Annotated in this window: 24 protein-coding genes; 14 read left to right on the plus strand and 10 right to left on the minus strand. The window is 69.9% G+C overall.

Features of this window, described 5'->3' with window-relative positions; translation table 11 throughout:
- The first annotated feature begins 31 nt into the window (after positions 1–31).
- The 4 genes from ASG87_RS17460 to ASG87_RS17475 all read left to right on the plus strand — a co-directional run bounded on the left by ASG87_RS17460 (position 32) and on the right by ASG87_RS17475 (position 3,926).
- Positions 32–601, plus strand: coding sequence for a YqgE/AlgH family protein (locus tag ASG87_RS17460; RefSeq protein ID WP_056008191.1), 570 nt, complete (start codon positions 32–34; stop codon positions 599–601).
- Positions 602–632: 31 nt separating this feature from the next.
- On the plus strand, positions 633–1,079 hold the full coding sequence (ruvX, locus tag ASG87_RS17465) for a Holliday junction resolvase RuvX (RefSeq protein WP_056008194.1): 447 nt from the start codon (positions 633–635) through the stop codon (positions 1,077–1,079).
- A gap of 49 nt (positions 1,080–1,128) precedes the next feature.
- Entirely contained in the window at positions 1,129–2,055 is a 927-nt protein-coding gene (locus ASG87_RS17470) for an aspartate carbamoyltransferase catalytic subunit (RefSeq protein WP_056008197.1), read from the plus strand.
- Positions 2,056–2,147: 92 nt separating this feature from the next.
- Positions 2,148–3,926 carry a hypothetical protein gene (locus tag ASG87_RS17475; protein ID WP_056008200.1) on the plus strand — a complete coding sequence of 593 codons (1,779 nt, stop codon included), beginning with the start codon at positions 2,148–2,150 and terminating at the stop codon, positions 3,924–3,926.
- A gap of 243 nt (positions 3,927–4,169) precedes the next feature.
- Here the strand turns inward: ASG87_RS17475 and ASG87_RS17480 are convergent, their stop codons facing one another.
- Entirely contained in the window at positions 4,170–7,277 is a 3,108-nt protein-coding gene (locus tag ASG87_RS17480) for a TonB-dependent receptor (RefSeq protein WP_056008203.1), read from the minus strand.
- Positions 7,278–7,712: 435 nt separating this feature from the next.
- Here ASG87_RS17480 and ASG87_RS17485 point away from each other — a divergent pair, with 435 nt between their 5' ends.
- Positions 7,713–8,102: a BON domain-containing protein gene (locus ASG87_RS17485; protein ID WP_056008206.1), complete on the plus strand. Its 390-nt coding sequence runs from the start codon at positions 7,713–7,715 to the stop codon at positions 8,100–8,102.
- A 93-nt stretch (positions 8,103–8,195) separates the two neighbouring features.
- Here ASG87_RS17485 and ASG87_RS17490 read toward each other — a convergent pair whose 3' ends face one another.
- From ASG87_RS17490 to ASG87_RS17495, 3 genes are read right to left on the minus strand one after another with little or no spacing between them, the layout of a single operon-like run.
- Positions 8,196–9,362, minus strand: a complete 1,167-nt coding sequence (locus ASG87_RS17490; RefSeq protein ID WP_056008208.1) for a PilT/PilU family type 4a pilus ATPase — start codon at positions 9,360–9,362, stop codon at positions 8,196–8,198.
- On the minus strand, positions 9,359–9,544 hold the full coding sequence (locus tag ASG87_RS20330) for a hypothetical protein (RefSeq protein ID WP_157511145.1): 186 nt from the start codon (positions 9,542–9,544) through the stop codon (positions 9,359–9,361). Before ASG87_RS20330 ends, ASG87_RS17490 begins: the two co-directional genes overlap by 4 nt.
- Positions 9,541–10,578, minus strand: a complete 1,038-nt coding sequence (locus tag ASG87_RS17495; protein WP_056008211.1) for a type IV pilus twitching motility protein PilT — start codon at positions 10,576–10,578, stop codon at positions 9,541–9,543. Before ASG87_RS17495 ends, ASG87_RS20330 begins: the two co-directional genes overlap by 4 nt.
- Positions 10,579–10,900: 322 nt before the next feature.
- On the opposite strand from ASG87_RS17495, the gene proC reads away from it, so the two are divergent.
- Both proC and ASG87_RS17505 read left to right on the plus strand, forming a co-directional pair.
- Positions 10,901–11,722 (plus strand): pyrroline-5-carboxylate reductase, encoded by an 822-nt coding sequence (gene proC, locus ASG87_RS17500; RefSeq protein WP_056008214.1) that lies wholly within the window; start codon positions 10,901–10,903, stop codon positions 11,720–11,722.
- On the plus strand, positions 11,719–12,294 hold the full coding sequence (locus tag ASG87_RS17505; protein ID WP_056008216.1) for a YggT family protein: 576 nt from the start codon (positions 11,719–11,721) through the stop codon (positions 12,292–12,294). The genes proC and ASG87_RS17505 overlap by 4 nt, the downstream gene beginning before the upstream one ends.
- A 216-nt stretch (positions 12,295–12,510) precedes the next feature.
- Here ASG87_RS17505 and ASG87_RS17510 read toward each other — a convergent pair whose 3' ends face one another.
- The 3 genes from ASG87_RS17510 to pdxH are packed head-to-tail and all read right to left on the minus strand — an operon-like array spanning position 12,511 to position 14,337.
- Positions 12,511–13,275, minus strand: a complete 765-nt coding sequence (locus tag ASG87_RS17510) for an ABC transporter substrate-binding protein (protein WP_056009093.1) — start codon at positions 13,273–13,275, stop codon at positions 12,511–12,513.
- A 37-nt stretch (positions 13,276–13,312) separates the two neighbouring features.
- Complete coding sequence (locus tag ASG87_RS17515) at positions 13,313–13,753, minus strand: secondary thiamine-phosphate synthase enzyme YjbQ (RefSeq protein ID WP_056008219.1); 441 nt, start codon at positions 13,751–13,753, stop codon at positions 13,313–13,315.
- Positions 13,750–14,337, minus strand: a complete 588-nt coding sequence (gene pdxH / locus ASG87_RS17520; RefSeq protein ID WP_056009096.1) for a pyridoxamine 5'-phosphate oxidase — start codon at positions 14,335–14,337, stop codon at positions 13,750–13,752. The genes ASG87_RS17515 and pdxH overlap by 4 nt, the downstream gene beginning before the upstream one ends.
- Positions 14,338–14,377: 40 nt before the next feature.
- Here pdxH and ASG87_RS17525 point away from each other — a divergent pair, with 40 nt between their 5' ends.
- Positions 14,378–15,208: a hypothetical protein gene (locus ASG87_RS17525; protein ID WP_056009100.1), complete on the plus strand. Its 831-nt coding sequence runs from the start codon at positions 14,378–14,380 to the stop codon at positions 15,206–15,208.
- 39 nt (positions 15,209–15,247) lie between these two features.
- Here ASG87_RS17525 and ASG87_RS17530 read toward each other — a convergent pair whose 3' ends face one another.
- The gene (locus ASG87_RS17530; RefSeq protein ID WP_056008222.1) at positions 15,248–15,451 is read right to left on the minus strand and encodes a dodecin family protein; all 204 of its coding nucleotides are present in this window, start codon (positions 15,449–15,451) and stop codon (positions 15,248–15,250) included.
- A 122-nt stretch (positions 15,452–15,573) separates the two neighbouring features.
- Positions 15,574–16,410 (minus strand): NAD-dependent epimerase/dehydratase family protein, encoded by an 837-nt coding sequence (locus tag ASG87_RS17535; protein ID WP_056008224.1) that lies wholly within the window; start codon positions 16,408–16,410, stop codon positions 15,574–15,576.
- 26 nt (positions 16,411–16,436) lie between these two features.
- Between ASG87_RS17535 and ASG87_RS17540 the strand changes: the two genes are divergently transcribed.
- The 6 genes from ASG87_RS17540 to ASG87_RS17565 all read left to right on the plus strand — a co-directional run bounded on the left by ASG87_RS17540 (position 16,437) and on the right by ASG87_RS17565 (position 23,041).
- Positions 16,437–16,991 (plus strand): shikimate kinase, encoded by a 555-nt coding sequence (locus ASG87_RS17540; protein ID WP_056008226.1) that lies wholly within the window; start codon positions 16,437–16,439, stop codon positions 16,989–16,991.
- Positions 16,988–18,103, plus strand: a complete 1,116-nt coding sequence (aroB, locus tag ASG87_RS17545) for a 3-dehydroquinate synthase (RefSeq protein ID WP_056008229.1) — start codon at positions 16,988–16,990, stop codon at positions 18,101–18,103. The genes ASG87_RS17540 and aroB overlap by 4 nt, the downstream gene beginning before the upstream one ends.
- A 31-nt stretch (positions 18,104–18,134) precedes the next feature.
- Positions 18,135–18,419, plus strand: a complete 285-nt coding sequence (locus ASG87_RS17550; protein ID WP_056008232.1) for a hypothetical protein — start codon at positions 18,135–18,137, stop codon at positions 18,417–18,419.
- Positions 18,420–18,534: 115 nt separating this feature from the next.
- The gene (locus tag ASG87_RS17555; protein WP_056008235.1) at positions 18,535–18,795 is read left to right on the plus strand and encodes a WGR domain-containing protein; all 261 of its coding nucleotides are present in this window, start codon (positions 18,535–18,537) and stop codon (positions 18,793–18,795) included.
- Between the two features lies 1 nt (position 18,796).
- Positions 18,797–19,864, plus strand: a complete 1,068-nt coding sequence (hemE, locus tag ASG87_RS17560) for a uroporphyrinogen decarboxylase (RefSeq protein WP_056008237.1) — start codon at positions 18,797–18,799, stop codon at positions 19,862–19,864.
- A gap of 318 nt (positions 19,865–20,182) precedes the next feature.
- Complete coding sequence (locus ASG87_RS17565; protein WP_056008240.1) at positions 20,183–23,041, plus strand: valine--tRNA ligase; 2,859 nt, start codon at positions 20,183–20,185, stop codon at positions 23,039–23,041.
- A gap of 49 nt (positions 23,042–23,090) precedes the next feature.
- On the opposite strand, the gene rimI is transcribed toward ASG87_RS17565, so the two are convergent.
- Positions 23,091–23,573 carry a ribosomal protein S18-alanine N-acetyltransferase gene (gene rimI / locus ASG87_RS17570; protein ID WP_056008243.1) on the minus strand — a complete coding sequence of 161 codons (483 nt, stop codon included), beginning with the start codon at positions 23,571–23,573 and terminating at the stop codon, positions 23,091–23,093.
- Positions 23,574–23,578 lie beyond the last annotated feature (5 nt).

The raw sequence follows: 23,578 nt of genomic DNA on the forward strand, positions 1-23,578 counted from the left end.
CGCACCGCCGGTCCATTGCTACAATGCCCGCATGAGCGCCACCCAGCCGCAGACCCTCGCCGGACATTTCCTGATCGCCATGCCCAGCCTGGCCGAGCCGCCGTTCGCGCGCGGCGTGGCGTTCGTGTGCCAGCACGACGAGGACGGCGCGGTGGGGTTGCTGGTCAACCGGCTCTCCGAATACCGCCTGGGCGACGTGCTCGCGCAGATGAAGCTGAACTGCAGCGACCAGGAAGTGATCGACCAGCCGGTGCTGATCGGCGGCCCGGTGCAGCAGGAGCGCGGCTTCGTGCTGCACCGCGAGCATGGCCGCTGGGAGTCGAGCTACCGCATCAACGGCGAGTGGTCGGTGACCACCTCGCGCGACATCCTGGTCGCCATGGCGGCCGGCGATGGGCCGCGGCAGGCGCTGATGGCGCTGGGCTACGCCGGCTGGAGCGCCGGCCAGCTCGAACAGGAGCTGATGGACAATAGCTGGCTCACCGTCGAGGCCAGCGACCGGGTGATGTTCCATACCCCGCTGGAGGAACGCTGGAGCGCCGCGGCCGGCCTGGTCGGCGTCGATCCCCTGCAGTTGCCCGGTTACGCAGGCCACGCGTGAGCCTGCCGCGCGCCGCCTCCGCCATGCCCGCATGAGCTGCGCCTTCGGCTTCGACTACGGCAGCCGGCTGATCGGCGTCGCCGTGGGCAACGCGATCACCGCCAGCGCGCGCGCGCTGGCCGCGCTGCCGGTGCGCGACGGCCGGCCGGACTGGCCGCAACTGGACGCCCTGCGCTCGCAATGGCTGCCGGACACCCTGGTGGTCGGCCTGCCGCTGACCCTGGAGGGCGCCGAGCAGCCGGCCAGCCGCGGCGCGCGCCGGTTCGCCGCGCAACTGCGCGAACGCTACGCCCTGCCGGTGCTGCTGGTGGACGAGCGGCACAGCTCGCAGGAAGCCGCGCAGCGCTTCGCCGGCGCGCGCGCGCAGGGCCTGCGCAAGCGCCGCGACGCCGCCGCCATCGACGCGGAAGCCGCCGCCGTGATCCTGGAACGCTGGCTGGCCGACCCTTCCGGCGCGCTCCCCGCCGGCCCCGGCTGACCCCGCGCCCGCTGCCCGCCCCCTTTACCGCCTGCCCGAAACCGCCGCCATGACCTCTCGCCTGCGCCACCTGACCACGCTCGAACACCTGCCGCGCGAATGCATCGAGCGCCTGCTCGACCGCGCCATCGCCATGCGCGACGCCTGCGCGCACGGCACGCGCAAGCTCGACCTGCTGCGCGGCCGCACCGTGCTGAACCTGTTCTTCGAGCCCTCCACGCGCACGCGCACCTCGTTCGAGCTGGCCGCGCGCCGCCTCGGCGCGGACGTGGTCAACTTCGACATCGGCTTTTCCTCCACCAGCAAGGGCGAGGAGCTGTACGACACCCTGCACACGCTCGAAGCGATGCACCTGGACGCGATCGTCGTGCGCCACAAGCAGTCCGGCACGCCCGAGGAACTGGTGCGCCACGCGATGAGCGGGGTCTCGGTGATCAACGCCGGCGACGGCAACCGCGCGCACCCGACCCAGGGCCTGCTCGACGCGCTGACCATCCGCCAGCACCGCCCCGACTTCGAGAACCTCGTCGTGACGATCTGCGGCGACATCCGGCATTCGCGCGTGGCGCGCTCGGACGTGCACGCGCTAAGCGCGCTGGGCACCGGCGAGATCCGCCTGTGCGGGCCCGCCCCGCTGATGCCCGACCCGGCCGAATTCCCCAACTGCCGCTTCTACGACGACTTCGACGCGGCGATCGAAGGCGCCAACGTCGCCATCATGCTGCGCCTGCAGAAGGAGCGCATGGCCAGCACCGACCTGCCGGACGAGGCCGCCTACTTCGCCCGCTACGGCCTGGACGTGCGCCGCCTCGCGCGGGCGGCCAAGGGCTGCCTGGTGATGCACCCCGGCCCGATCAACCGCGGCATCGAGATCGCTACCGAGGTAGCCGACGGCGCGCAGTCGCGGATCCTCGAACAGGTCGGCAACGGGGTGTTCGTGCGCATGGCGGTGCTCGGCGAGGTGCTCGCGCGCTGAAACAGCCGGCCCGCGCACATCTCCCGCTCCGGGCCCACGCAAGGCGGCCGCGAAACGGCATAATGGCGGGCGACAACCAACTGGGGACCCATATGCGATCGACGACGCGCACACTCGCGCTGGCCATCGCCGGCGTGCTGCTGGCGGCCTGCGGGCACAAGGACAAGGATGCACCCCTGGCTTTCGTACCGGCCGACACGCCGTACGTGGTGGCCAACCTGGACGTGCTGGACGACGACACCCGCGGCGCCCTGCTGGCCCAGGCCGACGCCCAGTTGCCGGCCCAGCTCGCCCAGATGAACACGGCGGCCGACCAGCTCGCCGCGAAGGATCCCGACAGCGCGCGGCTGCTGCGCGCCTTCGCCGCCGAGCTCAACGGCAAGAGCATCGAGACCTTCGCGCAGAACGCCGGCCTGGACATCAAGGGCTATTCGGCGCTGTACGGCCTGGGCCTCGCGCCGGTGCTGCGCTTCCAGCTCGCCGACGCCAAGGCCTTCGAGGGCTTCGTCGGCCGGCTGGAGACCGCCTACGGCAAGAAGTTCGACGTCGCCACCGTGGACGGCCAGAGCTACCGCAGGCACGTCTCCGCCGAGTCGGGCACCCAGGTCGTCCTGGCCGTGGTCGGCAAGCAGGCGGTCGCCGCCGTCCTGCCCGCCGATGCGGCGCAGCCCCTGCTGCGCCAGGCGCTCGGCCTCGACCGTCCGGCGAAGAACCTGCAGGACGACGGCCGCCTCGAAAAGCTCGCCAAGGCCAAGGGCTACCAGAAGTGGGCGGTCGGCGAGCTCGATCTCGCCCGCGCCCTGCCGCTGGCGGCCAGCGGCAAGGATCCGCTGTTCAATGCGATGTTCAAGGCGCACGCGGAGGCCGAGTCGGCCAAGACCGGCGAACCGGTGGCCAACCAGTTGCAGATACCGCCCAGTTGCCAGGCCGATGCCGAGCGCATCGCCAGCCGCGTGCCCGAGCTGAGCTTCGGCTACACCCGGCTGGAAGCGAAGCACCAGGACATGCGCTGGGACGCCAGCCTGGCCAGCGACATCACCCAGGCCTTCGCCGGCCTCAAGGTCGAGCTGCCCGGCCTGGGCGCCGACGTGCAGGCGCCGTTCGACCTGGCCGTCGGCCTGCCGGTGGCGCAGTTGCGCGCCTTCTGGGCAGCCCAGGCCGACGCGGTCGCGGCCAAGCCGTTCGCCTGCCCCGCGCTCAGCGACCTCAACGACGGCTTCGCCAAGCTCGGCCCGGCGATGCAGAAGGCGGCGATCCCGCCGTTCGGCGACCTGCTCGGCGCGCGCCTGGCGCTGGACAGCTTCGACACCGCTTCGGCCGGCAGCCTGCCCACCTTCAGCGGCCGCCTGGTGCTCGGCACCAGCAATCCCGCCGGCCTGCTGGCGATGGGCCAGATGATGACGCCGGCCCTGGCCCAGTTGAAGCTGGCCGCCGACGGCAAGCCGGTCGCCCTGCCCGCCGGCCTTACCGCCATGTTCAAGCAGCCCGCCTGGCTCGCCATGGGCGCCAAGTCGCTCGCCCTCGGCATCGGCGCCGGCCAGGACGCCAAGCTCGCCGAGACGCTGAAGGAGCCGACCGGCGAGGCCGGCCGCATGCTGCGCATGCACCTCAACGGCGACATGTACCTGAGCTGGGTCGACATCATGCAGCGCAAGGCCGACAGCCTCGCCGCGACCACGGCGGCGCTGACCGGCAGCAACGATGCGGCCAGTGGCGACGAGGCCGCCGCCGCCCTCAAGGCCGCGACCGCGGCGCGCAAGGCGCAGTTCGAGGCCATGCGTGCGCAGGCCGAACGCATCAAGACCCTCGACGCCGAAGTCCGCGTGGACGACAAGGACCTGATCGTCAACAGCCGCACCGAGCTGAAATAAGCGCGGCCTGCCCTGGCGGCACCCCGGAAAGAGGCGCTCCGGCGCCTCTTTTCTTTTGGCCGGCGCCCGGCGATCCACGGCGCCACGCATCGTGCGCAGGCCGGAAAAAATACGGGGACGGCCCTTGCCGCATGCCGATGACGCCTGCATGCGACAGGGATCGTCCCCGAAGATCAGGAATGACCGTCGCTACCCGCTGGCCGGCACCGTTGCGGTGCCGGCCAGCGGCTCGAATGTCCGCGCTCAGTAGTCGTAGCGGACGGTGAAGCGGAAGGAACGCGGGTCGGTGTAGCTCAGCTCGCGCCCGTACAGCGGATTGACCGTGGTGCGGTTGGACGAATAGCGGTAGTTGTACAGGGTCGGCGTCTGGCGATTGAGCACGTTGAACGCATCGACCTGCAGGGTCAGCTTGTTGTCCATCCAGCCCGGGGTGTAGGCCGCGTTGAGGTTGAGCTGGTAGGTCCACGGCGCCGTGCCGTGCGAACCGCGCGGCGAGAACGCGTAATCGGCCGAGGGCGGGATGTAGTTCGCCGAACCCGGCGCCGTGCCGGAGCCGGCCAGGCCGCAGAACCAGTACGTCGAGCTGTTGTACAGGCCCTTGTCCGCGGTCGGGTAGAAGCTGGTGCAGTTGCGGGGACGGCCCGAGGCGGCGATCAGGGTCGCGCCGAAACGCCATTCCTGATTGAGCTGGTAGTAGCCGAACGCCTTCAGCTGGTGCTTGCGGTTGTTCGGCAACAGGCCGTTGGAGCCCACCATGAGCTGCTGCAGGTCCCAGTCCTGGGTGCGCGACACGTCGGTCTGGCCGCCGGTGCCCGTATCCAGGTCGGAGGCGAGCTGGCCTTCCGTGTTGCCGTAGTTGCGCGAGTAGGTGTACTCGACCTTGCCGTACCACTTGTCGGCGAACGGATGCTCCACGAACAGGTCGAGCGCGTAGTACTTGCGCTTCAGGTCAGGCAGGCCCAACTGCTCCTTGGTGAAGTGCACCGTGCGCAGGCTGCCGTCGGGCTGGCGAAGCTCGAAGGTGTTGCCGGTGCCCGGGTTGAAGGTGAGGCACGCGCCGCCGAGCGCCGTCACGCAGGTGTCGTCGATCGCGCTCATCAGCTTGCGGTAGGTCAGCTTGGCGCCCCAGTTGAAGCTGGCGTCGAGCTGCTGCTCCATGCCCAGGATGTACTCGTCCTGGAAGTGCGAGCGGATGCCCTTGGCCGCGACCGTGCGGGGATCGGGCGCGTTGCCGCATTCCAGGTTCGAGGAAATGCCGCCGTTCGGGCACAGGTACTGGCTGCCGGGCTTGACCGCGATCGGCGTGAGGCCGGTCGGTGCGCCCGTGCGCGGATCCACGCCGGTATAGGTGAAGTACTCGTTGGTGATCAGCGAGCCCGACACGCTGCGCACCGCCGCGTTGTTCGGCACCGCCAGGTGGTAGCGGCCGGCGTTGGCGAACACCTTCAGGCTGGAATCGCCGAACACGTCCCAGGCCACGCCCAGGCGCGGGGCCAGCTGGTGGCGCTGCTTGATGTAGGCGTCGCCGTTCTTGTTGTAGTTGGTGAACTGCTCGTTGCGCAGGCCCACCGACAGCAGCCAGCGGTCGTTGATCTGCCAGCGGTCCTCGATGTACTGCGCGGCCTGCTCGGTCTTCACGCCGGCGCGCTGCGTGTTGTAGGCCTTGTAGACGTAGTAGCCCTGGCTGCCGTAGCCGCCGGCGCCCGCCGGCGAGCCGGTCACGTCGTGGCTGGCGTCCACCGCGTCGTTGGGGTTCTTCTGCCAGGCGTAGACCCAGGCGAAATCGCCGGCATACCGCTTGCCGGTGTACGACTCGGCCCTCTGCGCGTCATAGCCCACGCGCAGGTCGTGGTCGCCGAGACGGTACTCCACGTCCAGGCGCCAGCCGTGGGTCTTGTCGTTGGCGCCTTCCAGCAGGTTGGTCGAGGTCAGCGACGTCTGGCAGCTCCTGTAGGCCACGCCCGGCACCTGGGTCTGCGTGGTCGACGAGATGTACGGGCACGACGGGTCGTAGCCGGCCATCTTCTCGATGTGCTGGATCTTCTGCGTGCCGTACAGCGCCGAGACCGTCAGGTCGTCGGTGAGATAGCCGGTGTACTTGCCGACGTAGAGGTCGCCGCCGTTCTTGGTGTAGACGCCGCCGTTCTGGGTCGAGCCGTGGCTCAGGCTGGCGTAGTCGAAGGCGTAGCGGTCGGACTCGTATTCGGTCTTGTCGGAGACGCCGGTGAACTCCAGGATGTGGTTGTCGGTGATGTTCCAGTCCAGCTTGCCGGTCCAGCGCGGGATCTTGTAGCTGTAGTCGCTCCAGCCGATCTTCGCCGCGGTGGCCGACGAGTTGGAGTAGGAGGCCACGCTGGTGCCCTCCTGCTTGTTCATCTCGGCGTCGACGTAGAAGAACAGCTTGTCCTTGATCAGCGGGCCGCTGACGTAGGCGCCGACGGTGGACTTCCACTGCTGGTTCTTGTTGCGGTACTGGTACAGCGTGCCGTCGGTCGGCGTCTTGTTGTCGGCGCCGTAGAAGCCCGTGTTCGGGTAGTAGTTGTTGCGCGGGTTGGCGCGCAGCGCCTGCGGTTCCCAGATGGTGTAGACGCCGGCCTTCCACTCGTTGCCGCCGCGCTTGGTGACGATGTTGATGACGCCGCCGGTGGAGCGGCCGAACTCGGCGCCGTAGCCGCCGGTGAGCACCTGCTGCTGGTCGATCGCATCGAACGGCAGGCTGGTGAAGCCGATCGAGGTGAGCGGGTTGGTCACCGCGTAGCCATTGATGAAGTAGGCGTTCTCGGAGGAAGCCGAACCGCCGAAGCTGGGTGCGTCGTAGCTGGAATTGGCGACCACGCTGGGAGCCAGCAGCGCCGCCGCGGAAACATCGCGCGCGACCGGCAGCTTGGCCAGTTGCTCGGAGGTGAGCACGGTGCGGGTATCCACCGAGGACACGTCGATCGCCGGCAGCGCGGAACCGACCACCGACACGCCCTCCAGGTTCTTCGCCTCGGCCGCGGTCGCCGCCGCGCCGCCGAAGGACACCTCGGTGCCGCTGGCGATGTTGACCGTCACGTTGTCGCGGCTGCCGACCTCGGTGCCGTTGTCCTGCAGCGTCACCTTGTAGCGGCCGGTCGGCAGCGAGGAAAGCCGGTAGCGGCCGCTCGAATCGACCGTCGTGCTGCGGGTCATGCCCGTATCCAGGTTCTGGATCACGACGGTCGCACCGGGCTGGCTCGCCGCCTGGCCGAAGATGCTGCCGGTGATGTTGGACTGCGCCAGCACCCCGGGACTCGCCAAAGCCAACCCCAACGCCAGCGCGAATGTCGAACGGCGCAGGCTGCCCCCACCAAGCATGGTCGAAATATGCATTGAAACTCCCCAGAAAATTGATGAATCCGCGAGCGATGAGAACCGGCCCGGCCAGCCTCGCCCTGACGTTTTTGAAAGCAACAACACCCCGTCCCGGACCGGGGCCCGGGAGACATCCGTTGGATCGGAATGCAGCTTGGGTAGGGCTGCGGCGATCATCAGATCGCAAAAAAACACGACTGTCAACACGGATATTTAACAAAAATATCTTTATTTAAATCATACGCTTGTACATGAATAGCCTGCCGAGGCAGCCTTTTCGTCGCAAGATTCGACGAAATCTTTGGGCTTCATAGGCAGCCGCGCGGCAGGACTCCGCGATGCAACCGGCGCATACACGCCGCGCCCACGGCGCATTCACCCATGGGCTGCTTCCATGCGAGGCGAGGGCTCCATCCGCGAGCCGCCATTCCCCCAGCCAAGGAGACTGCACACATGTCTGCCATCCGTCCCCTGCACAAAGCTCTCGTGACCGCGGCTTTCGCGACCGCGTTCACGGCAGCGCCGTTCGCCCAACTCGCCGCGCAGGACGCCGGCTCGCAGGCACAGACCAGCAACCGGACCGTGCCCGACAAGGCCGCCGACGCCTGGATCACCACCAAGGTGAAGTCCGAGTTCGCCACCACCAAGCACATCCATGCCACCGATATTTCGGTGGACACCACCGACGGCATGGTGAAGCTGTCGGGTACGGTGGCGAGCGCACAGGAGAAGATGAAGGCCGAGAAGGTGGCCAGGGCGGTCAAGGGCGTGAAGAGCGTGGACGCGACCGGCCTCACGGTCAGCGGCGCGGCGAACTCCGACATGCCGCCCTCGGGCAAGTAACGGCACCCGGCAAGACCTCCGGAAACGAAACAGGAGCCGCAAGGCTCCTGTTTCGTTTCCGCGCGTGTTCGTTTCCGCGCTCGGCCGCGACGCTCAGCGCTGCAGCAGACCGCCGCCGAAGTTCTGCGTGTCGCGGGTTTCCTCCAGCTCGACGCCGTCCAGCCCCTGCGACAGCGTGTGCGCGTCGCCGCCCTGGGCCAGCTTGATGCGCAGGCGCACCTCGTTGGAGCTGTCGGCGTGGCGCAGCGCATCCTCGTAGCTGATCTCGCCGGCGTGGTACAGCTCGACCAGGCTCTGGTCGAAGGTACGCATGCCGAGGTTGGTGGACTCCTTCATCACTTCCTTGAGCTTGTGGATCTCGCCCTGGCGGATGTAGTCCTGCACCAGCGGCGTGCCCAGCATCACCTCCACCGCGACCCGGCGCGCCTTGCCGTCCGGCGTGGGAATGAGCTGCTGCGCGACCACGCCCTTGAGGTTCAGCGACAGGTCCATGAACAGTTGCTGGCGGCGATCCTCGGGGAAGAAATGCAGGATGCGGTCGATCGCCTGGTTCGCGTTGTTGGCGTGCAGGGTGCACAGGCACAGGTGGCCGGTTTCCGCGAAGTTGATCGCGTACTCCATCGTCTCGCGCGTGCGCACCTCGCCGATCAGGATCACGTCGGGCGCCTGGCGCAGGGTGTTCTTCAGCGCGTTCTCCCAGCTGTCGGTGTCGATGCCGAGCTCGCGCTGGGTGATGATGCAGCCCTCGTGCTTGTGCACGTACTCGATCGGGTCCTCGATCGTGATGATGTGGCCGGTGGAATTCTGGTTGCGGTAGCCCACCATCGCCGCCAGCGAGGTGGATTTGCCCGAGCCGGTGGCGCCCACGAAGATGATGATGCCGCGCTTGGTCATCGAAAGCTGCTTGAGCACCGGCGGCAGCGTGAGCTCCTCGAAGGTGGGAATCTTCGACTCGATCCGGCGCAGCACCATGCCCACGCAGTTGCGCTGGTAGAAGCACGACACGCGGAAGCGGCCCACGCCCTGGGCGGAGATCGCGAACTGGCACTCGTGGGTCTTCTCGAACTCCTCGCGCTGCGACGGCGTCATCACGTTGAGCACCATGTCGCGCGCCTGCTGCACGCTGAGCGGGCTCTGCGTGATCGGCACGATGCGCCCCTGCACCTTCATCGACGGCGCCACGCCCGCGGTGATGAAAAGGTCCGACGCCTTCTTGTGCACCATCAGCTTGAGGAAGGAGGTGAAATCGAAGTCGCTCATGGGGTTTGCTCCCGGGATTCGAGATTCGGGATTCGGGATTCGTCGAAGCTGCCGATCCGGGCGGGGTCGAACCGCCGGCCATGGGCCGGTTCACCCGCCGTGCGAACGCCGGAATGGCGAATCGCGGCGCGATGGCGGTTTTCGCCAATCCCGAATCCCGAATCCCGAATCCCGACGCTCACTTGAAGATGTCCTTGTTCTTGGCGTACCCGATCGCCTGCTGGCGCGTCACCAGGCCGCGCTTGACCAGGTCCTGAAGGTTCTGGTCGAGGGTCTGCATGCCGTACTGCTGGCCGGTCTGGATCGAGGAGTACATCTGCGCCACCTTGTCCTCGCGGATCAGGTTGCGGATGGCCGGGATGCCGACCATGATCTCGTGCGCCGCGATGCGGCCGCCGCCGACCTTCTTCATCAGCGACTGCGAGATCACCGCGCGCAGCGACTCGGACAGCATCGAGCGCACCATCGGCTTCTCGCCGGCCGGGAACACGTCGATGATGCGGTCCACCGTCTTGGCCGCCGAGCTGGTGTGCAGGGTGCCGAACACCAGGTGGCCGGTTTCCGCCGCGGTCAGCGCCAGGCGGATCGTCTCCAGGTCGCGCAGCTCGCCCACCAGGATGTAGTCCGGGTCCTCGCGCAGCGCCGAGCGCAGCGCCTCGTTGAAGCCATGCGTGTCGCGGTGCACCTCGCGCTGGTTGACCAGGCACTTCTGCGAGGTGTGCACGAACTCGATCGGGTCCTCGATCGTCAGCATGTGGCCGTATTCGTTCTTGTTGATGTGGTCGACCATCGCCGCCAGCGTGGTCGACTTGCCCGAGCCGGTCGGCCCGGTGACCAGGATCAGGCCCTGCGGCTGCTCGATCAGCTCCCTGAAGATGCGCGGGCAGCCCAGGTCCTCCAGCGTCAGCACCTCGGACGGAATGGTGCGGAACACCGCGCCGGCGCCGCGGTTCTGGTTGAACGCGTTGACGCGGAAGCGCGCCAGGCCGGGGATCTCGAACGAGAAGTCGGTCTCGTAGAACTCCTCGTAGTCGCGGCGCTGCTTGTCCGACATGATGTCGTAGATCAGCGAATGGACCTGCTTATGCTCCAGCGCCGGGATGTTGATGCGGCGCACGTCGCCGTCCACGCGGATCATCGGTGGCAGGCCGGCGGACAAGTGCAGGTCCGAGGCCTTGTTCTTCACCGAGAAGGCAAGCAGTTCGGCGATATCCATCTGGCGTTCCCCCTCAACCGATCGTCTGGATGGCATAGGCCACGAAGGCATGGCGGACCGGGTCGTCGCGCGCCGCGTCCCGGCCTGGCGCCGGACGCCGCCGTACAACGGACGAATCCCCTGAATCCCCTTGCAGCGCGCCGATACTACTCGCGCGACGGCCGGCGCGACCAGTGTTTTCCCGCGGCCGATCGCGAAAGTGCGGACGGGGTCTGCAGACCGCGATGCCGCGCCCCGGAAGGACGCCTCAGCGGCCGGCGGCGCAACCGGGGCGGCGCTCCGGTAAGGTATCGCTCCCGAGCTTCCGGAATGGACGTACCGCATGACACGACTTGCCTTCATCGGCGGCGGCAACATGGCTCGCAGCCTGATCGGCGGCCTGCTGAAGACCGGCGTGGCCGCTTCCAGCCTCAGCGTGGCCGAGCCGCTGGCCGAGGCGCGCCAGTCGCTGGCGCGCGAATTCGGCGTGGCCACCTTCGCCGAAAGCCGGCTCGCCGCCGCCGACGCCGACGTGCTGCTGCTGGCGGTGAAGCCGCAGATCATGCCGACCCTGCAGGCCGAGCTGCGCGACACGCTGCAGCGCAATCGCCCGCTGCTGATCTCGATCGCCGCCGGCGTGCGGCTGGACCAGCTCGAACGCTGGTTCGGCGCGCTGCCGATCGTGCGCTGCATGCCGAACACGCCGGCGCTGATCGGCGCCGGCGCCACCGGGCTGTGCGCGAACCAGCGGGTCAGCCCGCCGCAACGCGCGCAGGCGCAGCACATCCTCGACGCCGCCGGGCTGACCCGCTGGATCGACGACGAGGCGCTGATGGACACCGTCACCGCGCTGTCCGGCTCCGGCCCGGCCTATTTCTTCGCGCTGGTCGAGGCGCTGGAGGCGGCCGCCGTGGCGCAGGGCCTGCCGCGCGACACCGCGCGCGCGCTCGCCGCGCAGACCTGCCTGGGCGCCGGCCGCATGCTGGTCGAGAGCGGCGAGGATCCGGGCGTGCTGCGCCAGCGCGTCACCTCGCCCAACGGCACCACCCAGGCCGCGCTGGAAAGCCTCGCCGACGACGGCCTCGCCCGCATCGCCGCCCGCGCCGTCGCCGCCGCCACCCGGCGCGGCGCGGAGCTGGCCGCCCAACTGGACGCGCCCAAGTGAGCTACCTGTTCAATGCCCTCTCCCTGCTGATCGAGCTGGCGTTCGACGCGGTCGCCACGCTGTTCCTGGTGCGCCTGCTGGCCGAAGCCTGCCGCGCGGACTTCCACAATCCGCTGAGCCAGTTCGTCTACCGCTACACCAATCCGGTGCTGGCGCCGATCCGCCGGGTGCTGCCGAACTGGCGGCGCATCAACCTGGCCGCGCTGCTGGTGACGTGGCTGGCGATGCTGCTCAAGCGCCTGCTGCTGGTGGCCCTGCTCGGCGTGGCGCCGCGTCCGCTGGGCCTGCTGTTGCTGTCGCTGGCCGACCTGATCGACTTCGTGCTGGTGTTCTACCTGGTCGTGGTGTTCGGCTGGTCGCTGCTGAGCATGTTCGCGGTCGACCGGCGCCAGCCGGTGCTGCGCCTGGTCGGCGCGATCGTCGAGCCGCTGCTGCGGCCGCTGCGCGGCAAGCTGGTGGCGGGCAATCTCGATTTCTCGCCGATGGTGGTGATGATCGGCCTGCTGCTGGCGCGCCTGCTGCTCGCGGCACCGCTGTTCGACCTGGGCGCGCGGCTGGCGATGGGCGGCTGAGGGGCATCACCCGCACCGGGCTCCGTCTCTCTTCACGACCGGGCTCGCCGGTGGCCGGATGGAGTCCCTTGTGGGCGACTGGATGAAAGTCCCCGTGGGGCGAGGTTTCTACTCGGGCATTTCGGCGACTGGGAGTCCGCCCCACAGAGTGCCCCCCTAGACCGCAAGGAAGGACAAGGCGAACACGCAAAGACAGCGCGCCAGCGCAAAAAAAGCTCAGCGATGCGCCCACGCCGCGATGATCCGGTGCATCTCGGCCAGGCCATCGAACAGCGCCGCCGGCCCGGGCTGCAGGATGATCGGCGACTTGATCTCGTACAGGTCGCCGTTGCGCACCGCCGGGATCGCGTCCCAGCCGGGCCGGACGGCGACCTTTTCCGGGCGGAAGCGCTTGCCGCACCAGGAGCCGAACACGATGTCCGGCGCATGCGGGATCACCTCGGCCGGATCGGCCAGGATGCGGTGCTTCGCCAGCGGCTCGGCCGCGTGCGCGGGATAGATGTCGTCGCCGCCGGCGATGCGCACCAGCTCGGCGACCCAGCGGATGCCGGTGATCAGCGGCTCGTCCCATTCCTCGAAGTACACCTTCGGTCGCCGCGGCAGTTCCGCGGCGGCCGCGCGCACTTCGGCGATGTGCCATTCCGCACGCTGCGCGTAGGCCTCGGCCTTTTCGTGCGCGCCCACCATCGCGCCGAGCCGGCGGATGTAGCCGAGGATGCCGTCCACGCTGCGGTGGTTGCTGATCCACACCTCCACCCCGGCCTTGACCAGCTCGCGGGCGATGTCGGCCTGGATGTCGGAGAAACCGATCGCCAGGTCGGGCTGGAGCTTGAGGATCTCGTCGATCTTCGCGCTGGTGAAGGCTGAGACCTTGGGCTTCTCCTTGCGCGCCCGCGGCGGCCGCACGGTGAAGCCGGAAATGCCGACGATGCGCTCCTGCTCGCCGAGGGCGTAGAGCACCTCGGTCGGCTCCTCGGTCATGCAGACGATGCGCCGCGGATAGAGGTCGGCCACGCGCTCAGTGCCCCAGCACGGTCACCGTGACCTTGCGCTGGTGCGCGTCGGCCCGGTGCTCCCACAGGTAGATGCCCTGCCAGGTGCCCAGTTGCAGCCTGCCGCCGTGCACCGGCACGGTCAGGCTGACCCCGGTGAGGACCGCGCGCACGTGGGCCGGCATGTCGTCCGCGCCCTCCGCGTCGTGGCGGAAGATCGGGTCGCCGTCGGGCACCGCGCGCGCGAACCAGCGCTCCAGGTCGCTGCGCACCGCCGGATCGGCGTTCTCGCCGATCAGCAGCCCGCAACTGGTGTGCGCGGTGAAGACGTGGGCGATGCCGGTCTGCACGTGGCTGGCCGCCACCGCGTCGGCGACCTGCGCGGTGATCTCGCTGAACCCGCGGCCGCGGGTATGCACGGCGAAACCGTGCTGCGCGACGTGTCCCGCGGGCGCCGGCTGGGTCACGGGTACAGCAGCCGGTGCGTCCAGGTCTGGCCGTGGCGGCTCCAGCGCACGCGCTCGTGCAGCCGGTATTCGGCGCCGTACCAGAATTCCACCATGTCCGGCTCCACCACGAAGCCGCCCCAGTGCGGCGGACGCGGCACGTCGCGGCCCTCGAACTCGTGCTCGTAGCGCGCCACGCGCTGCTCGAAGGTGTCGCGGTCGGGCAGCGTCTGCGACTGCAGCGAGGCCCACGCGCCGATCTGGCTGCCGCGCGCGCGGCTGGCGAAATAGGCGTCCGATTCGTCCGCCTGCAGCTTGCGCGCGACGCCCTCCACGCGCACCTGCACGCCGTCGCGCAGTTGCTTCCAGTGGAAGCACAGCGCGACCTGCGGATGCGCCTCGAGCTGGCCGCCCTTGTCGCTCTGGTAGTTGGTGTAGAAGCGGAAGCCGCGCTCGTCGGCCCCCTTCAGCAGCACGATGCGCGAGCTGACCCGGCCCGCCGCGTCGGCGGTGGAAAGGTTCATCGCGGTGGGTTCGCGGTCGCCCCCGGCGGCGGCCTCGTCCAGCAGCCGCAGGAAGGTGTCCAGGATCTCGGGTTTCAGCATGACTCTTGCATCGTGGCCGGAGCGCGCCATCATGGCGCACATGAACGACGATGCTAGCATGCAGAACCAGGCCCTGGCCGGCCACCTGCTCGACCATTACGCCGGGCGCATCGCACGCGCGCGCCGCCCGTACGTGCTGGGTCTGTCCGGCCTGCAGGGCAGCGGCAAGAGCACGCTGGCGCGGGTGATGAAGGCGCTGGCCGAGGCGCGCGGACTGCCCACCGACGTGCTGTCGCTGGACGACTTCTACTACCCGCGCGGGGAGCGCGAGGCGCTGGCGCGCGAGGTGCATCCGCTGCTGCGCACGCGCGGCGTGCCGGGCACCCACGAGATCGAGTTGCTACTGTCGGTGCTGGCCGCGCTGCCGCGCGCGTCGGACAAGCTGCCGGTGGCGTGGCCGCGCTTCGACAAGGGCCGCGACACGCGCATCCCGCCGTCGCGCTGGCCGCGCGCCACCCGGCCGCCGCGCCTGGTGATCCTGGAGGGCTGGGCGCTCGGCCTGCGCCCGCAGTTGCAGTCGGCGCTGGAAACCCCGGTCAACGCGCTGGAGCGCGACGAGGACCCCGACGGCAGTTGGCGCCACTGGGTCAACAAGCAGTTGCGCGGCTACCAGCCTCTGTGGCGCAAGCTCGACGCGCTGGTCGTGCTGCAGGCGCCGAACTGGGACGTGGTGATGCGCTGGCGCAGCGAGCAGGAGGCGAACCTGCTGGCCCGGCACGCCCCGCTGGCGATGGATGCCGACACGATGGTGCGCTTCCTGGCCCACTTCGAGCGGCTCAGCCGGCACGCGCTGGCGACGCTGCCCGCACTGGCCGACAGCGTGGTCGAGTACGACACCGAGCGCCACGTGACCGGGCTGAGCCACGGCTGAGCGGGCCGCGGCGGACGCCGCGGCCGGCGCAGCGCGACGCTATTCGACGACGAAGTTCACGCGCATGTTGACGCGCCACTCGGTCACCTTGCCGTCGTCGCCGGTGACCACCTTCATGTCGTTCACCCACGCGCCCTTGATGTGCTTCACCGACTCGGCGATCTTGCTCAATCCCTTCTGCACGGCGTCCTCGAAGCCCTTGCTGGAAGACGCGGTGATCTCGATGACCTTGGCAACCGACATGGCGTGACCCTCTTCGGTGCCGCACGGACGGCGCGGCGCGCTCCCCTGGTGGGCCGAGTCTCGTCCCGTCCGCCGGGGCAGGCAAGCCGCACCGCGCCATCGCCCGGCCGGCGCCACCGCGGTCAGCCGCCGGCCAGCAGCGCCGCGTAGCCTTCGCGCGCATCCGGCCAGCGCGGCGCGAACCCGCTCGCGCGCAGGCGCGCGTTGCTCAGCCGCTTGCTGCCGATGCCGGGCGGCGCGGCGCCCTCCGCCGGCCGGGGCGCGCCGGCTAGGCTGGCCAGGTAGCCGTGCAGCACGTCCAGCGGCAACGGGGTGTCGTCCACGCCCAGGTACAACGGCTCGGGCCACTCCAGCCGCAGCAGGTGCGCGACCGCCGCGGCCGCATCGTCAATGTGGATCCGGTTGGCCCAGTGCGGCCGGTCGTGCGGCGCCCGCGCCTGCCCGGCGCGCAGGCGCTCGATCAGTTGCAGCCGGCCGGGCCCGTACAGGCCCGCCAGGCGCAGCACCACCGAGGGCAGCGCCTGCGCGGCCAGCCAGCGCTCCGCTTCCAGCAGCACGGCGCCGTTGAAGCCGGGCGGGTCCGCCGGCGTGGCTTCGTCCACCCAGCCGCCGTCGTGCTCGCCGTAGACCGCGCTGGAGGAAACGAACAGCACGCGCCGCAGCGCGGCGACATCCAGCGCACGGCACAGGCCGGCCAGCCCGTCGAGGAACACCGCGCGATAGGCCGCCTCGTCGCGCGCATCCGGCGTCGGCAGGTAGACCAGTTGGGTGATGCCCTCCGGCAGGCCGGCCAGGCTTTCCGGCCTGACCAGGTCGCCACGCAGCCAGCGCAGGCCGTCGCCGGCCGCGGCGGGCGGCCGCCGGCGCAGCGCGAACACTTCGTCGCCGCGCGCGAGCAGGCATTGCGCCACGCGCAGGCCCAGGTCGCCGCAGCCGGCCAGCAAAACGCGTTCGCTCATCGATAGGGCCCTGTTAGCATCTGCCTATGAATCCGTCGTGCAATCTCTTCGTGATCGGCCCCACCGGCGCCGGCAAGACCTCGGTCGGCCGGCGCCTCGCCGCGCATTATGGCCTGCCGTTCGTCGATCTCGACCAGGAGATCGAGCGCCACTGCGGCGTCGACGTCGCCACGGTGTTCGAGATCGAGGGCGAGGCCGGTTTCCGCCTGCGTGAAAGCGCCCTGCTCGACGAATGCAGCCGGCGCCCAGGCGTGCTGCTGGCCACCGGCGCCGGCGCCGTGCTCGCCCCGTCCAACCGCCGCCGCCTGGCCGAGCGCGGCTACGTGCTGTGGCTGGACGTGACCATCGAGCAGCAGCTCGAACGGCTCGCGCGCGACACCCGCCGCCCGCTGCTCGCCGGCGACGACCGCCGCACCCGGCTGGAAGCCATGGCCGTCGTCCGCGGCCCGCTCTACCGCGAGATCGCCGACCTCGCGGTGCCCGGCGCGCACGAGGCCGTGACCGCCGGCAGCGAGCGCTGCATCGACCTGATCGACCGCCACTGGCAACGCCAGCACGACACCCTGACCGCCGCGCCATGACCGCATCGACCGCTTCTGCCCCTTCCGTCCTGCGCACCATCGACGTCGCCCTCGGCGCGCGCAGCTATCCGGTCTGGATCGGCCGCGGCCTGCTCGGCGACGCCGCGCGCTGGCGCGCCCGGCTGCGCGGGCGGCACGTGCTGGTGCTCAGCAACACCACGGTGGCGCCGTTGTACCTGGAACGGGTGGCGCAGGGGCTGGACGGCCTGCGCTGGTCCAGCTTCCTGCTCGACGACGGCGAGGCGCACAAAACCTTCGCCAACATCGGCCGCGCGCTGGAGGCACTGGCCGCGCTCGGCGCCACCCGCGACGCCTGCGTGATCGCCCTCGGCGGCGGCGTGATCGGCGACATGGCCGGCTTCGCCGCCGCCTGCTGGATGCGCGGCATCGACTTCATCCAGATGCCGACCACACTGCTGGCGATGGTCGATTCCTCCGTCGGCGGCAAGACCGGGGTGAACCTGCCGGCCGGCAAGAACCTGGTCGGCGCCTTCCACCAGCCGCGCGCGGTGGTGGCCGACCTCGACACGCTGGCCACCCTGCCCGCGCGCGAATACCGCGCCGGCCTGGCCGAGGTGGTCAAGGGCGCGGCGATCGGCGACGAAGCCTTCTTCGCCTGGCTGGAGCGGCACGCCGACGCGCTCGCCGCGCGCGACGACGAGGCCCTGGCCGAGGCCATCGCGCGCAAGGTGGCGTACAAGGCCGGCGTGGTCGCCCGCGACGAGACCGAGCAGGGCGAGCGCGCCCTGCTCAACCTCGGCCACACCTTCGGCCACGCGCTGGAGACCGCCGGCCGTTATACCGCCCTGCTGCACGGCGAAGGCGTGGCGGTGGGCATGCGGCTCGCCGCCGGGTTGTCCGAGCGGCTCGGCATGAGTGCGGCGGCCGACACCGCACGGCTGCAGCGCCTGCTGGAGGCGCTCGGCCTGCCCACCGCGATACCGCCCGGGATGGATCCCGAGCAATTGCTGGCGCTGATGCGGCTGGACAAGAAGAACACCGCCGGCACGCTGCGCCTGATCCTGTGGCGCGGCATCGGCCAGGCCGAGATCGTGGCCGGCGTGGACGAGGCCGACGTGCTCACCCTGCTGCAATCGGCCGCCCGCGGCTGACTCCGGTCATCGCGGACCGAGAGACGGAAACGTGGAACTGATCGCACACGCCCTGTTCGCCGTCCTGCGCTGGCTGTGGGAGACACTCGTCGAGAGCTTTTTGTTCGAACTGGTTTGGCACACGGTGCTGTTCAACGTCGGCCGCGCCGCGCTGCTGCTCTGCACGCTGGGGCGCTACCCGCGCGGTGCGGCACTGGAATGCCACGAAGATCGCATCGCGGCGTTCGGGCTGCTGGTGGTGCTCGCCGTCGGCTTCGCGCCGCTCATCCATGGGAGCGCACCGGCGCCGGTTCCAACGATGCCTCTGGGCGACTGACGCGGCATCGCGCCGCACGCCGCCCGACCGTAAAGACCACACCCGGCTCGCCAGCATGCCGCCGGCCTTCTAGAATGTGCGGTTTGCGGCATGCCGCCGCCCCATCACGGACGCCATGCGCCTCTATCTGCAAACCATGCCCGCCTCCGCCGAGGCGCCGCGCTATGTCCAGATCGTGCTGGAACAGGACCTGCTCGGCGGCTGGACGCTGTACCGCGAATCGGGCACTCAGGGCGGCCGCGCCACCCTTAAGCGCGAGCAGTACCTCGAACGCGACGAGGCCTTCGCGGCGTTCGAGAAGGCCCGCGACGCCCAGCTCAAGCGCGGCTACCGCGTGATGTTCGCCCAGGGGCTGGAAGGCCCGCACGGACGTTGACATGAATGCACCGCTGAAGAACGACCGCTTCCTGCGCGCGCTGCGCCGCGAGCCCACCGACACCACCCCGATCTGGGTGATGCGCCAGGCCGGCCGCTACCTGCCGGAGTACCGCGCCACCCGCGCCCGCGCCGGCAGCTTCATGGCGCTGGCGCAGGCGCCGGAACTGGCCTGCGAAGTCACCCTGCAGCCGCTGGAGCGCTTCGCGCTGGACGCGGCGATCCTGTTCTCCGACATCCTCACCATTCCCGACGCGATGGGCCTGGGCCTGTCGTTCGCGCAGGGCGAGGGCCCGCAGTTCGCGCGCCCGGTGCGCAGCGCCGCCGACGTCGCCCGGCTCGCCGTGCCCGACATGGACGCCGAGCTGCGCTACGTGATGGACGCCGTGCGGCTGATCCGCCGCGAGCTGGACGGCCGCGTGCCGCTGATCGGCTTCTCCGGCAGCCCGTGGACGCTGGCCTGCTACATGGTCGAGGGCCAGGGCTCGCGGGACTTCGCCACGCTCAAGGCGATGTGCTGGAACGATCCCGCGCTCGCCCGCCGGCTGCTCGACATCCTGGCCCGCTCCGTCGCCGCCTACCTGATCGCCCAGGCCGCCGCCGGCGCGCAGGCGCTGATGGTGTTCGATACCTGGGGCGGCCTGCTCGGCCCTGCGCCGTTCCGGGAATTCTCGCTGCGCTACATGGCGCAGGTCGTCGCCGCGCTGAAGGCCGACGCCCACAGCCGCGACCTGCCGGTGATCCTGTTCTCCAAGGGCGCCGGCATGCACCTGGCCGAAATGGCCGACAGCGGCTGCGCCGCGCTGGGCGTCGACTGGACGATGGACCTTGCCGACGCCCGCCGCGCGGTCGCCGGCAAGGTGGCGCTACAGGGCAACCTGGACCCTGCCGTGCTGCGCTCCAACCCCGACACCATCCGCCGCGAGGCGCGCGCCGTGCTGGACAGCTACGGCAACCATCCCGGCCACGTGTTCAACCTCGGCCACGGCATCACGCCGGAAGTCGATCCCGCCCACGTCGAAGTGCTGGTGGACGAAGTGCACGCCTACGGCCGCGCGCTGCGCGGCTGAGGAACGCCCGCCCGGCCGGCCGCGCGATGCCGGCGCCGGCGACCGCGGGCAGCCGGCGCAATCCCCCGGCTTGCGGCATCCGGCACACGCACCGGGACGGGCGTTCAAGCCGACGCCACCCAGCCCGGCCGGCGATCCGGCCGCCCGTGGCATTGCCTTGCCCTGCCCATGCCTGCACGGGGCAGCCGCGCCGGCGCCGCCCGCGACGGCCCAGCGCCGTGCCCGGCCGCGCTTGGGGCTCGCAGCCTCCGCCCTTACAATGGAGCGTTCACGTCCCTTGCCACCGCGCGCCGGCCGGCGCGCCACCACGAGTCCCCGATGGAAAAGAGTTTCGAACCCGCCCAGATCGAATCGAAGTGGTACGCGCGCTGGGAAGCCAGCGGCGCATTCCAGCCGCCGGGCAAGGGCGAGCCGTACTGCATCCTGCTGCCGCCGCCGAATGTCACCGGCACGCTGCACATGGGGCATGCGTTCCAGCAGACCGTGATGGACATGCTGGTGCGCTACCAGCGCATGCGCGGCATGAACACGCTGTGGCAGGTGGGCACCGACCACGCCGGCATCGCCACCCAGAAGATCGTGGAGAACCAGCTCGCGGCCGAGGAGAAGACCCGGCACGACCTTGGCCGCGACGCCTTCGTCGAGCGCGTGTGGCGGTGGAAGGAGGAATCCGGCTCCACCATCACCCACCAGATGCGCCGCATCGGCGCCGCCGCCGACTGGTCGCGCGAGCGCTTCACCATGGACGAGGGCCTGTCCGCGGCGGTGCGCAAGGTGTTCGTGGAGTGGTACCGCGCGGGCCTGATCTACCGCGGCAACCGCCTGGTGAACTGGGACCCGGTGCTGGGCACCGCCGTCTCCGACCTCGAAGTGAACAACGTGGAGCGCGACGGCCACCTGTGGTCGATCCGCTACATGACCGTGGACGGCGCGGAAAGCGTGGTGGTCGCCACCACCCGCCCGGAGACCATGCTGGGCGACGTGGCCGTGGCCGTGCACCCGGAAGACGAGCGCTACGCCCACCTGGTCGGCCAGATGCTGCGCCTGCCGCTGACCGGGCGCGAGATCCCGGTGATCGCCGACGACTACGTCGAACGCGAATTCGGCACCGGCTGCGTGAAGATCACCCCGGCGCACGATTTCAACGACTACGCGATCGGCCAGCGCCACAAGCTGGCGCCGATCACCATCTTCACCCTGGGCGCGCAGGTCAACGACAACGCGCCGGAAAAATACCGCGGCCTCGACCGCTACGACGCGCGCAAGGCCGTGCTGGCCGACCTCGAAGCCGCCGGCCTGCTGGTCGAAACCAAGCCGCACAAGCTGCAGGTGCCGGTGAGCCAGCGTTCGGACGCGGTGATCGAGCCGATGCTCACCGACCAGTGGTTCGTCGACCTCACCTCCGACGTGCAGGCCGATGGCCGCCCGGGCGGGCGCAAGGCGATCACCGAGCCGGCGCTCGACGCCGTGCGCTCGGGCGAAATCAAGTTCGTGCCGGAGAACTGGAGCACGACGTACACGCAATGGCTGGACAACATCCAGGACTGGTGCATCAGCCGCCAGCTCTGGTGGGGCCACCGCATCCCGGCGTGGTACGACGAGGCCGGCAACATCTTCGTGGGCGAGGACGAGGCCGACGCGCGCGCCAGCGCGGCGACGGCGCCGGTCGGCGCGCTGCGCCAGGACGAGGACGTGCTGGACACCTGGTTCAGCTCGGCGCTGTGGCCGTTCTCCACGCTGGGCTGGCCGGCCGGCGGCCCGGTGAGGAACGAGCGCGGCGAGATCGTCGCGAACTGGGAGGACGACCAGGTCTTCCTGCCCAGCGCGGTGCTGGTCACCGGCTTCGACATCATCTTCTTCTGGGTCGCGCGGATGGTGATGGCGACCCGCTACTTCACCGGCCGCATCCCGTTCCGCGAGGTCTACATCAACGCGATCGTGCGCGATGCGGAAGGCCAGAAGATGTCCAAGTCCAAGGGCAACACGCTGGACCCGCTGGACCTGATCGACGGCATCGAGCTGGAACCGCTGGTGGCCAAGTCCACCCGGTCGCTGCTGATCCCGCAGGTGCGCGAGAAGGTGGAAAAGCGCATTCGCAGGGACTACCCCGACGGCATCAAGGCGATCGGCACCGACGCGCTGCGCTTCACCTTCGCCGCGCTCGCCAGCTACAGCCGCACCATCAACTTCGACCTCAAGCGCGCCGAAGGCTACAAGGCGTTCTGCAACAAGCTGTGGAACGCGGCGCGCTTCGTGCTGATGAACGTGGGGGATTCGGGATTCGGGATTCGGGATTCGGAAAAGCCGGCGACCGAGGCGGAGCGGTGGATTCTCACCCGCCTGAAGCAGACGCTGGCCGAGGCCGAAGGACACTTCGTCACGTACCGCTTCGACCTGCTGGCGCAGACGTTGTACGAGTTCGTGTGGAACGAATACTGCGACTGGTTCCTGGAGCTGTCCAAGCCTGCCCTGAGCAAAGTCGAAGGGCCGGCGCCCAACGGCGGCGACGCGGACGCGGCGGCCTCCACGCGGCATACCCTGCTGGTGGTGCTGGAAACCGTGCTGCGCGCGCTGCACCCGGTGGTGCCCTTCATCACCGAGGAGATCTGGCAATCGGTGGCGCCGAAGCTGGGGCTGGATCCCGCCGGCGGCATCCTGGGCCAGCCGTGGCCGCAGGCCGGCGCCATCGCCGCGGACGCCGCCGCCAGCGCCGAGATCGAATGGTTCAAGTCGGTGCTCTCCGGCATCCGCCGGATCCGCGCGGAGATGAACATCGCCCCCGGCAAGACGATTCCCCTGCTGCTCGCCGGCGGCGACGCCGGCGACCGCGCGCGCGCCGCGAAATTCGCCGCGCAGATCGCCTTCCTCGCGCGTGTGGACGCGCCGCAGTGGATCGAGGCCGGCGCGGACGAACCCGCCGCCGCGGCCGCCGTGGTGGGCTCGATGCGCGTGCTGATTCCGTTGGCCGGGCTGATCGACCTCGGCGCGGAGAAGGCCCGCCTGGCCAAGGAGATCGGCCGCATCGAAGGCGAGATCCGCAAGTGCGAGGGCAAGCTCGGCAACGCGAATTTCGTGGCCAACGCGCCGGCCGAGGTGGTGGCGCAGGAGCGCCAGCGCATCGTCGACTGGAGCGCCCAGCTCGGCGCGTTGCGCGAGCAGGTGCAGAAGCTGGGCTGACCCGCGCGGGAGGCCCTTCTTCCGAAAGCGAAGGGCGGGTGCGCCGTGCTTATTTCTGGAAATGGCCGGCGGCCATTTCCAGGGCCATCACGATGGCGTCCTCGCGCCCGTCGCGCGCGGGGTAGTAGCGCGGCCGCCGGCCGATCTCGCTGAAGCCCACCGACTCGTACAGCCGCTTCGCCAGGGGGTTGGAGGGGCGCACTTCGAGGAACACGCGCTCGGCGCCGTTCCAGCGCGCGATGTCGAGCAGGCGGCGCAGCAGGTGGCGGCCCAGGCCCTGCCCGCGCTGCGCCTCGCCGATGCAGAGGTTCAGCACGTGCGCCTCGCCGGCGGCGACCGACAGGATGCCGTAGCCGGCGATGGCGCCGTCCATCCACAGCACCCAGCAGGGATGGCCGGCCTTCAGGCAGTCGGCGAAGATTCCCTGCGACCAGGGGAAATCGTAGGACGCGGTTTCCAGCGCGCTGACGGCGGGCAGGTCCTCGCGCCGCATCGCACGCACCTCGACGTCGGGCCGAGCCACCGCGACCATCGCGG

This window comes from Frateuria sp. Soil773 (assembly GCF_001428405.1).
Classification (GTDB): domain Bacteria; phylum Pseudomonadota; class Gammaproteobacteria; order Xanthomonadales; family Rhodanobacteraceae; genus LMSL01.

Coding starts and splice junctions, on each gene's coding strand:
- ASG87_RS17535 (WP_056008224.1), bottom strand. CDS start 16,410: ATGAGCGAACGCGTTTTGCTGGCCGGCTGCGGCGACCTGGGCCTGCGC.
- proC (WP_056008214.1), top strand. CDS start 10,901: ATGACACGACTTGCCTTCATCGGCGGCGGCAACATGGCTCGCAGCCTG.
- aroB (WP_056008229.1), top strand. CDS start 16,988: ATGACCGCATCGACCGCTTCTGCCCCTTCCGTCCTGCGCACCATCGAC.
- ASG87_RS17490 (WP_056008208.1), bottom strand. CDS start 9,362: ATGAGCGACTTCGATTTCACCTCCTTCCTCAAGCTGATGGTGCACAAG.
- ASG87_RS17475 (WP_056008200.1), top strand. CDS start 2,148: ATGCGATCGACGACGCGCACACTCGCGCTGGCCATCGCCGGCGTGCTG.
- hemE (WP_056008237.1), top strand. CDS start 18,797: ATGAATGCACCGCTGAAGAACGACCGCTTCCTGCGCGCGCTGCGCCGC.
- ASG87_RS17555 (WP_056008235.1), top strand. CDS start 18,535: ATGCGCCTCTATCTGCAAACCATGCCCGCCTCCGCCGAGGCGCCGCGC.
- ASG87_RS17530 (WP_056008222.1), bottom strand. CDS start 15,451: ATGTCGGTTGCCAAGGTCATCGAGATCACCGCGTCTTCCAGCAAGGGC.
- ASG87_RS17485 (WP_056008206.1), top strand. CDS start 7,713: ATGTCTGCCATCCGTCCCCTGCACAAAGCTCTCGTGACCGCGGCTTTC.
- ASG87_RS17495 (WP_056008211.1), bottom strand. CDS start 10,578: ATGGATATCGCCGAACTGCTTGCCTTCTCGGTGAAGAACAAGGCCTCG.
- ASG87_RS17480 (WP_056008203.1), bottom strand. CDS start 7,277: ATGCATATTTCGACCATGCTTGGTGGGGGCAGCCTGCGCCGTTCGACA.
- ASG87_RS17510 (WP_056009093.1), bottom strand. CDS start 13,275: ATGACCGAGGAGCCGACCGAGGTGCTCTACGCCCTCGGCGAGCAGGAG.
- ruvX (WP_056008194.1), top strand. CDS start 633: ATGAGCTGCGCCTTCGGCTTCGACTACGGCAGCCGGCTGATCGGCGTC.
- ASG87_RS17460 (WP_056008191.1), top strand. CDS start 32: ATGAGCGCCACCCAGCCGCAGACCCTCGCCGGACATTTCCTGATCGCC.
- ASG87_RS17470 (WP_056008197.1), top strand. CDS start 1,129: ATGACCTCTCGCCTGCGCCACCTGACCACGCTCGAACACCTGCCGCGC.
- rimI (WP_056008243.1), bottom strand. CDS start 23,573: ATGGTCGCGGTGGCTCGGCCCGACGTCGAGGTGCGTGCGATGCGGCGC.
- ASG87_RS17540 (WP_056008226.1), top strand. CDS start 16,437: ATGAATCCGTCGTGCAATCTCTTCGTGATCGGCCCCACCGGCGCCGGC.
- ASG87_RS17525 (WP_056009100.1), top strand. CDS start 14,378: ATGAACGACGATGCTAGCATGCAGAACCAGGCCCTGGCCGGCCACCTG.
- pdxH (WP_056009096.1), bottom strand. CDS start 14,337: ATGCTGAAACCCGAGATCCTGGACACCTTCCTGCGGCTGCTGGACGAG.
- ASG87_RS17565 (WP_056008240.1), top strand. CDS start 20,183: ATGGAAAAGAGTTTCGAACCCGCCCAGATCGAATCGAAGTGGTACGCG.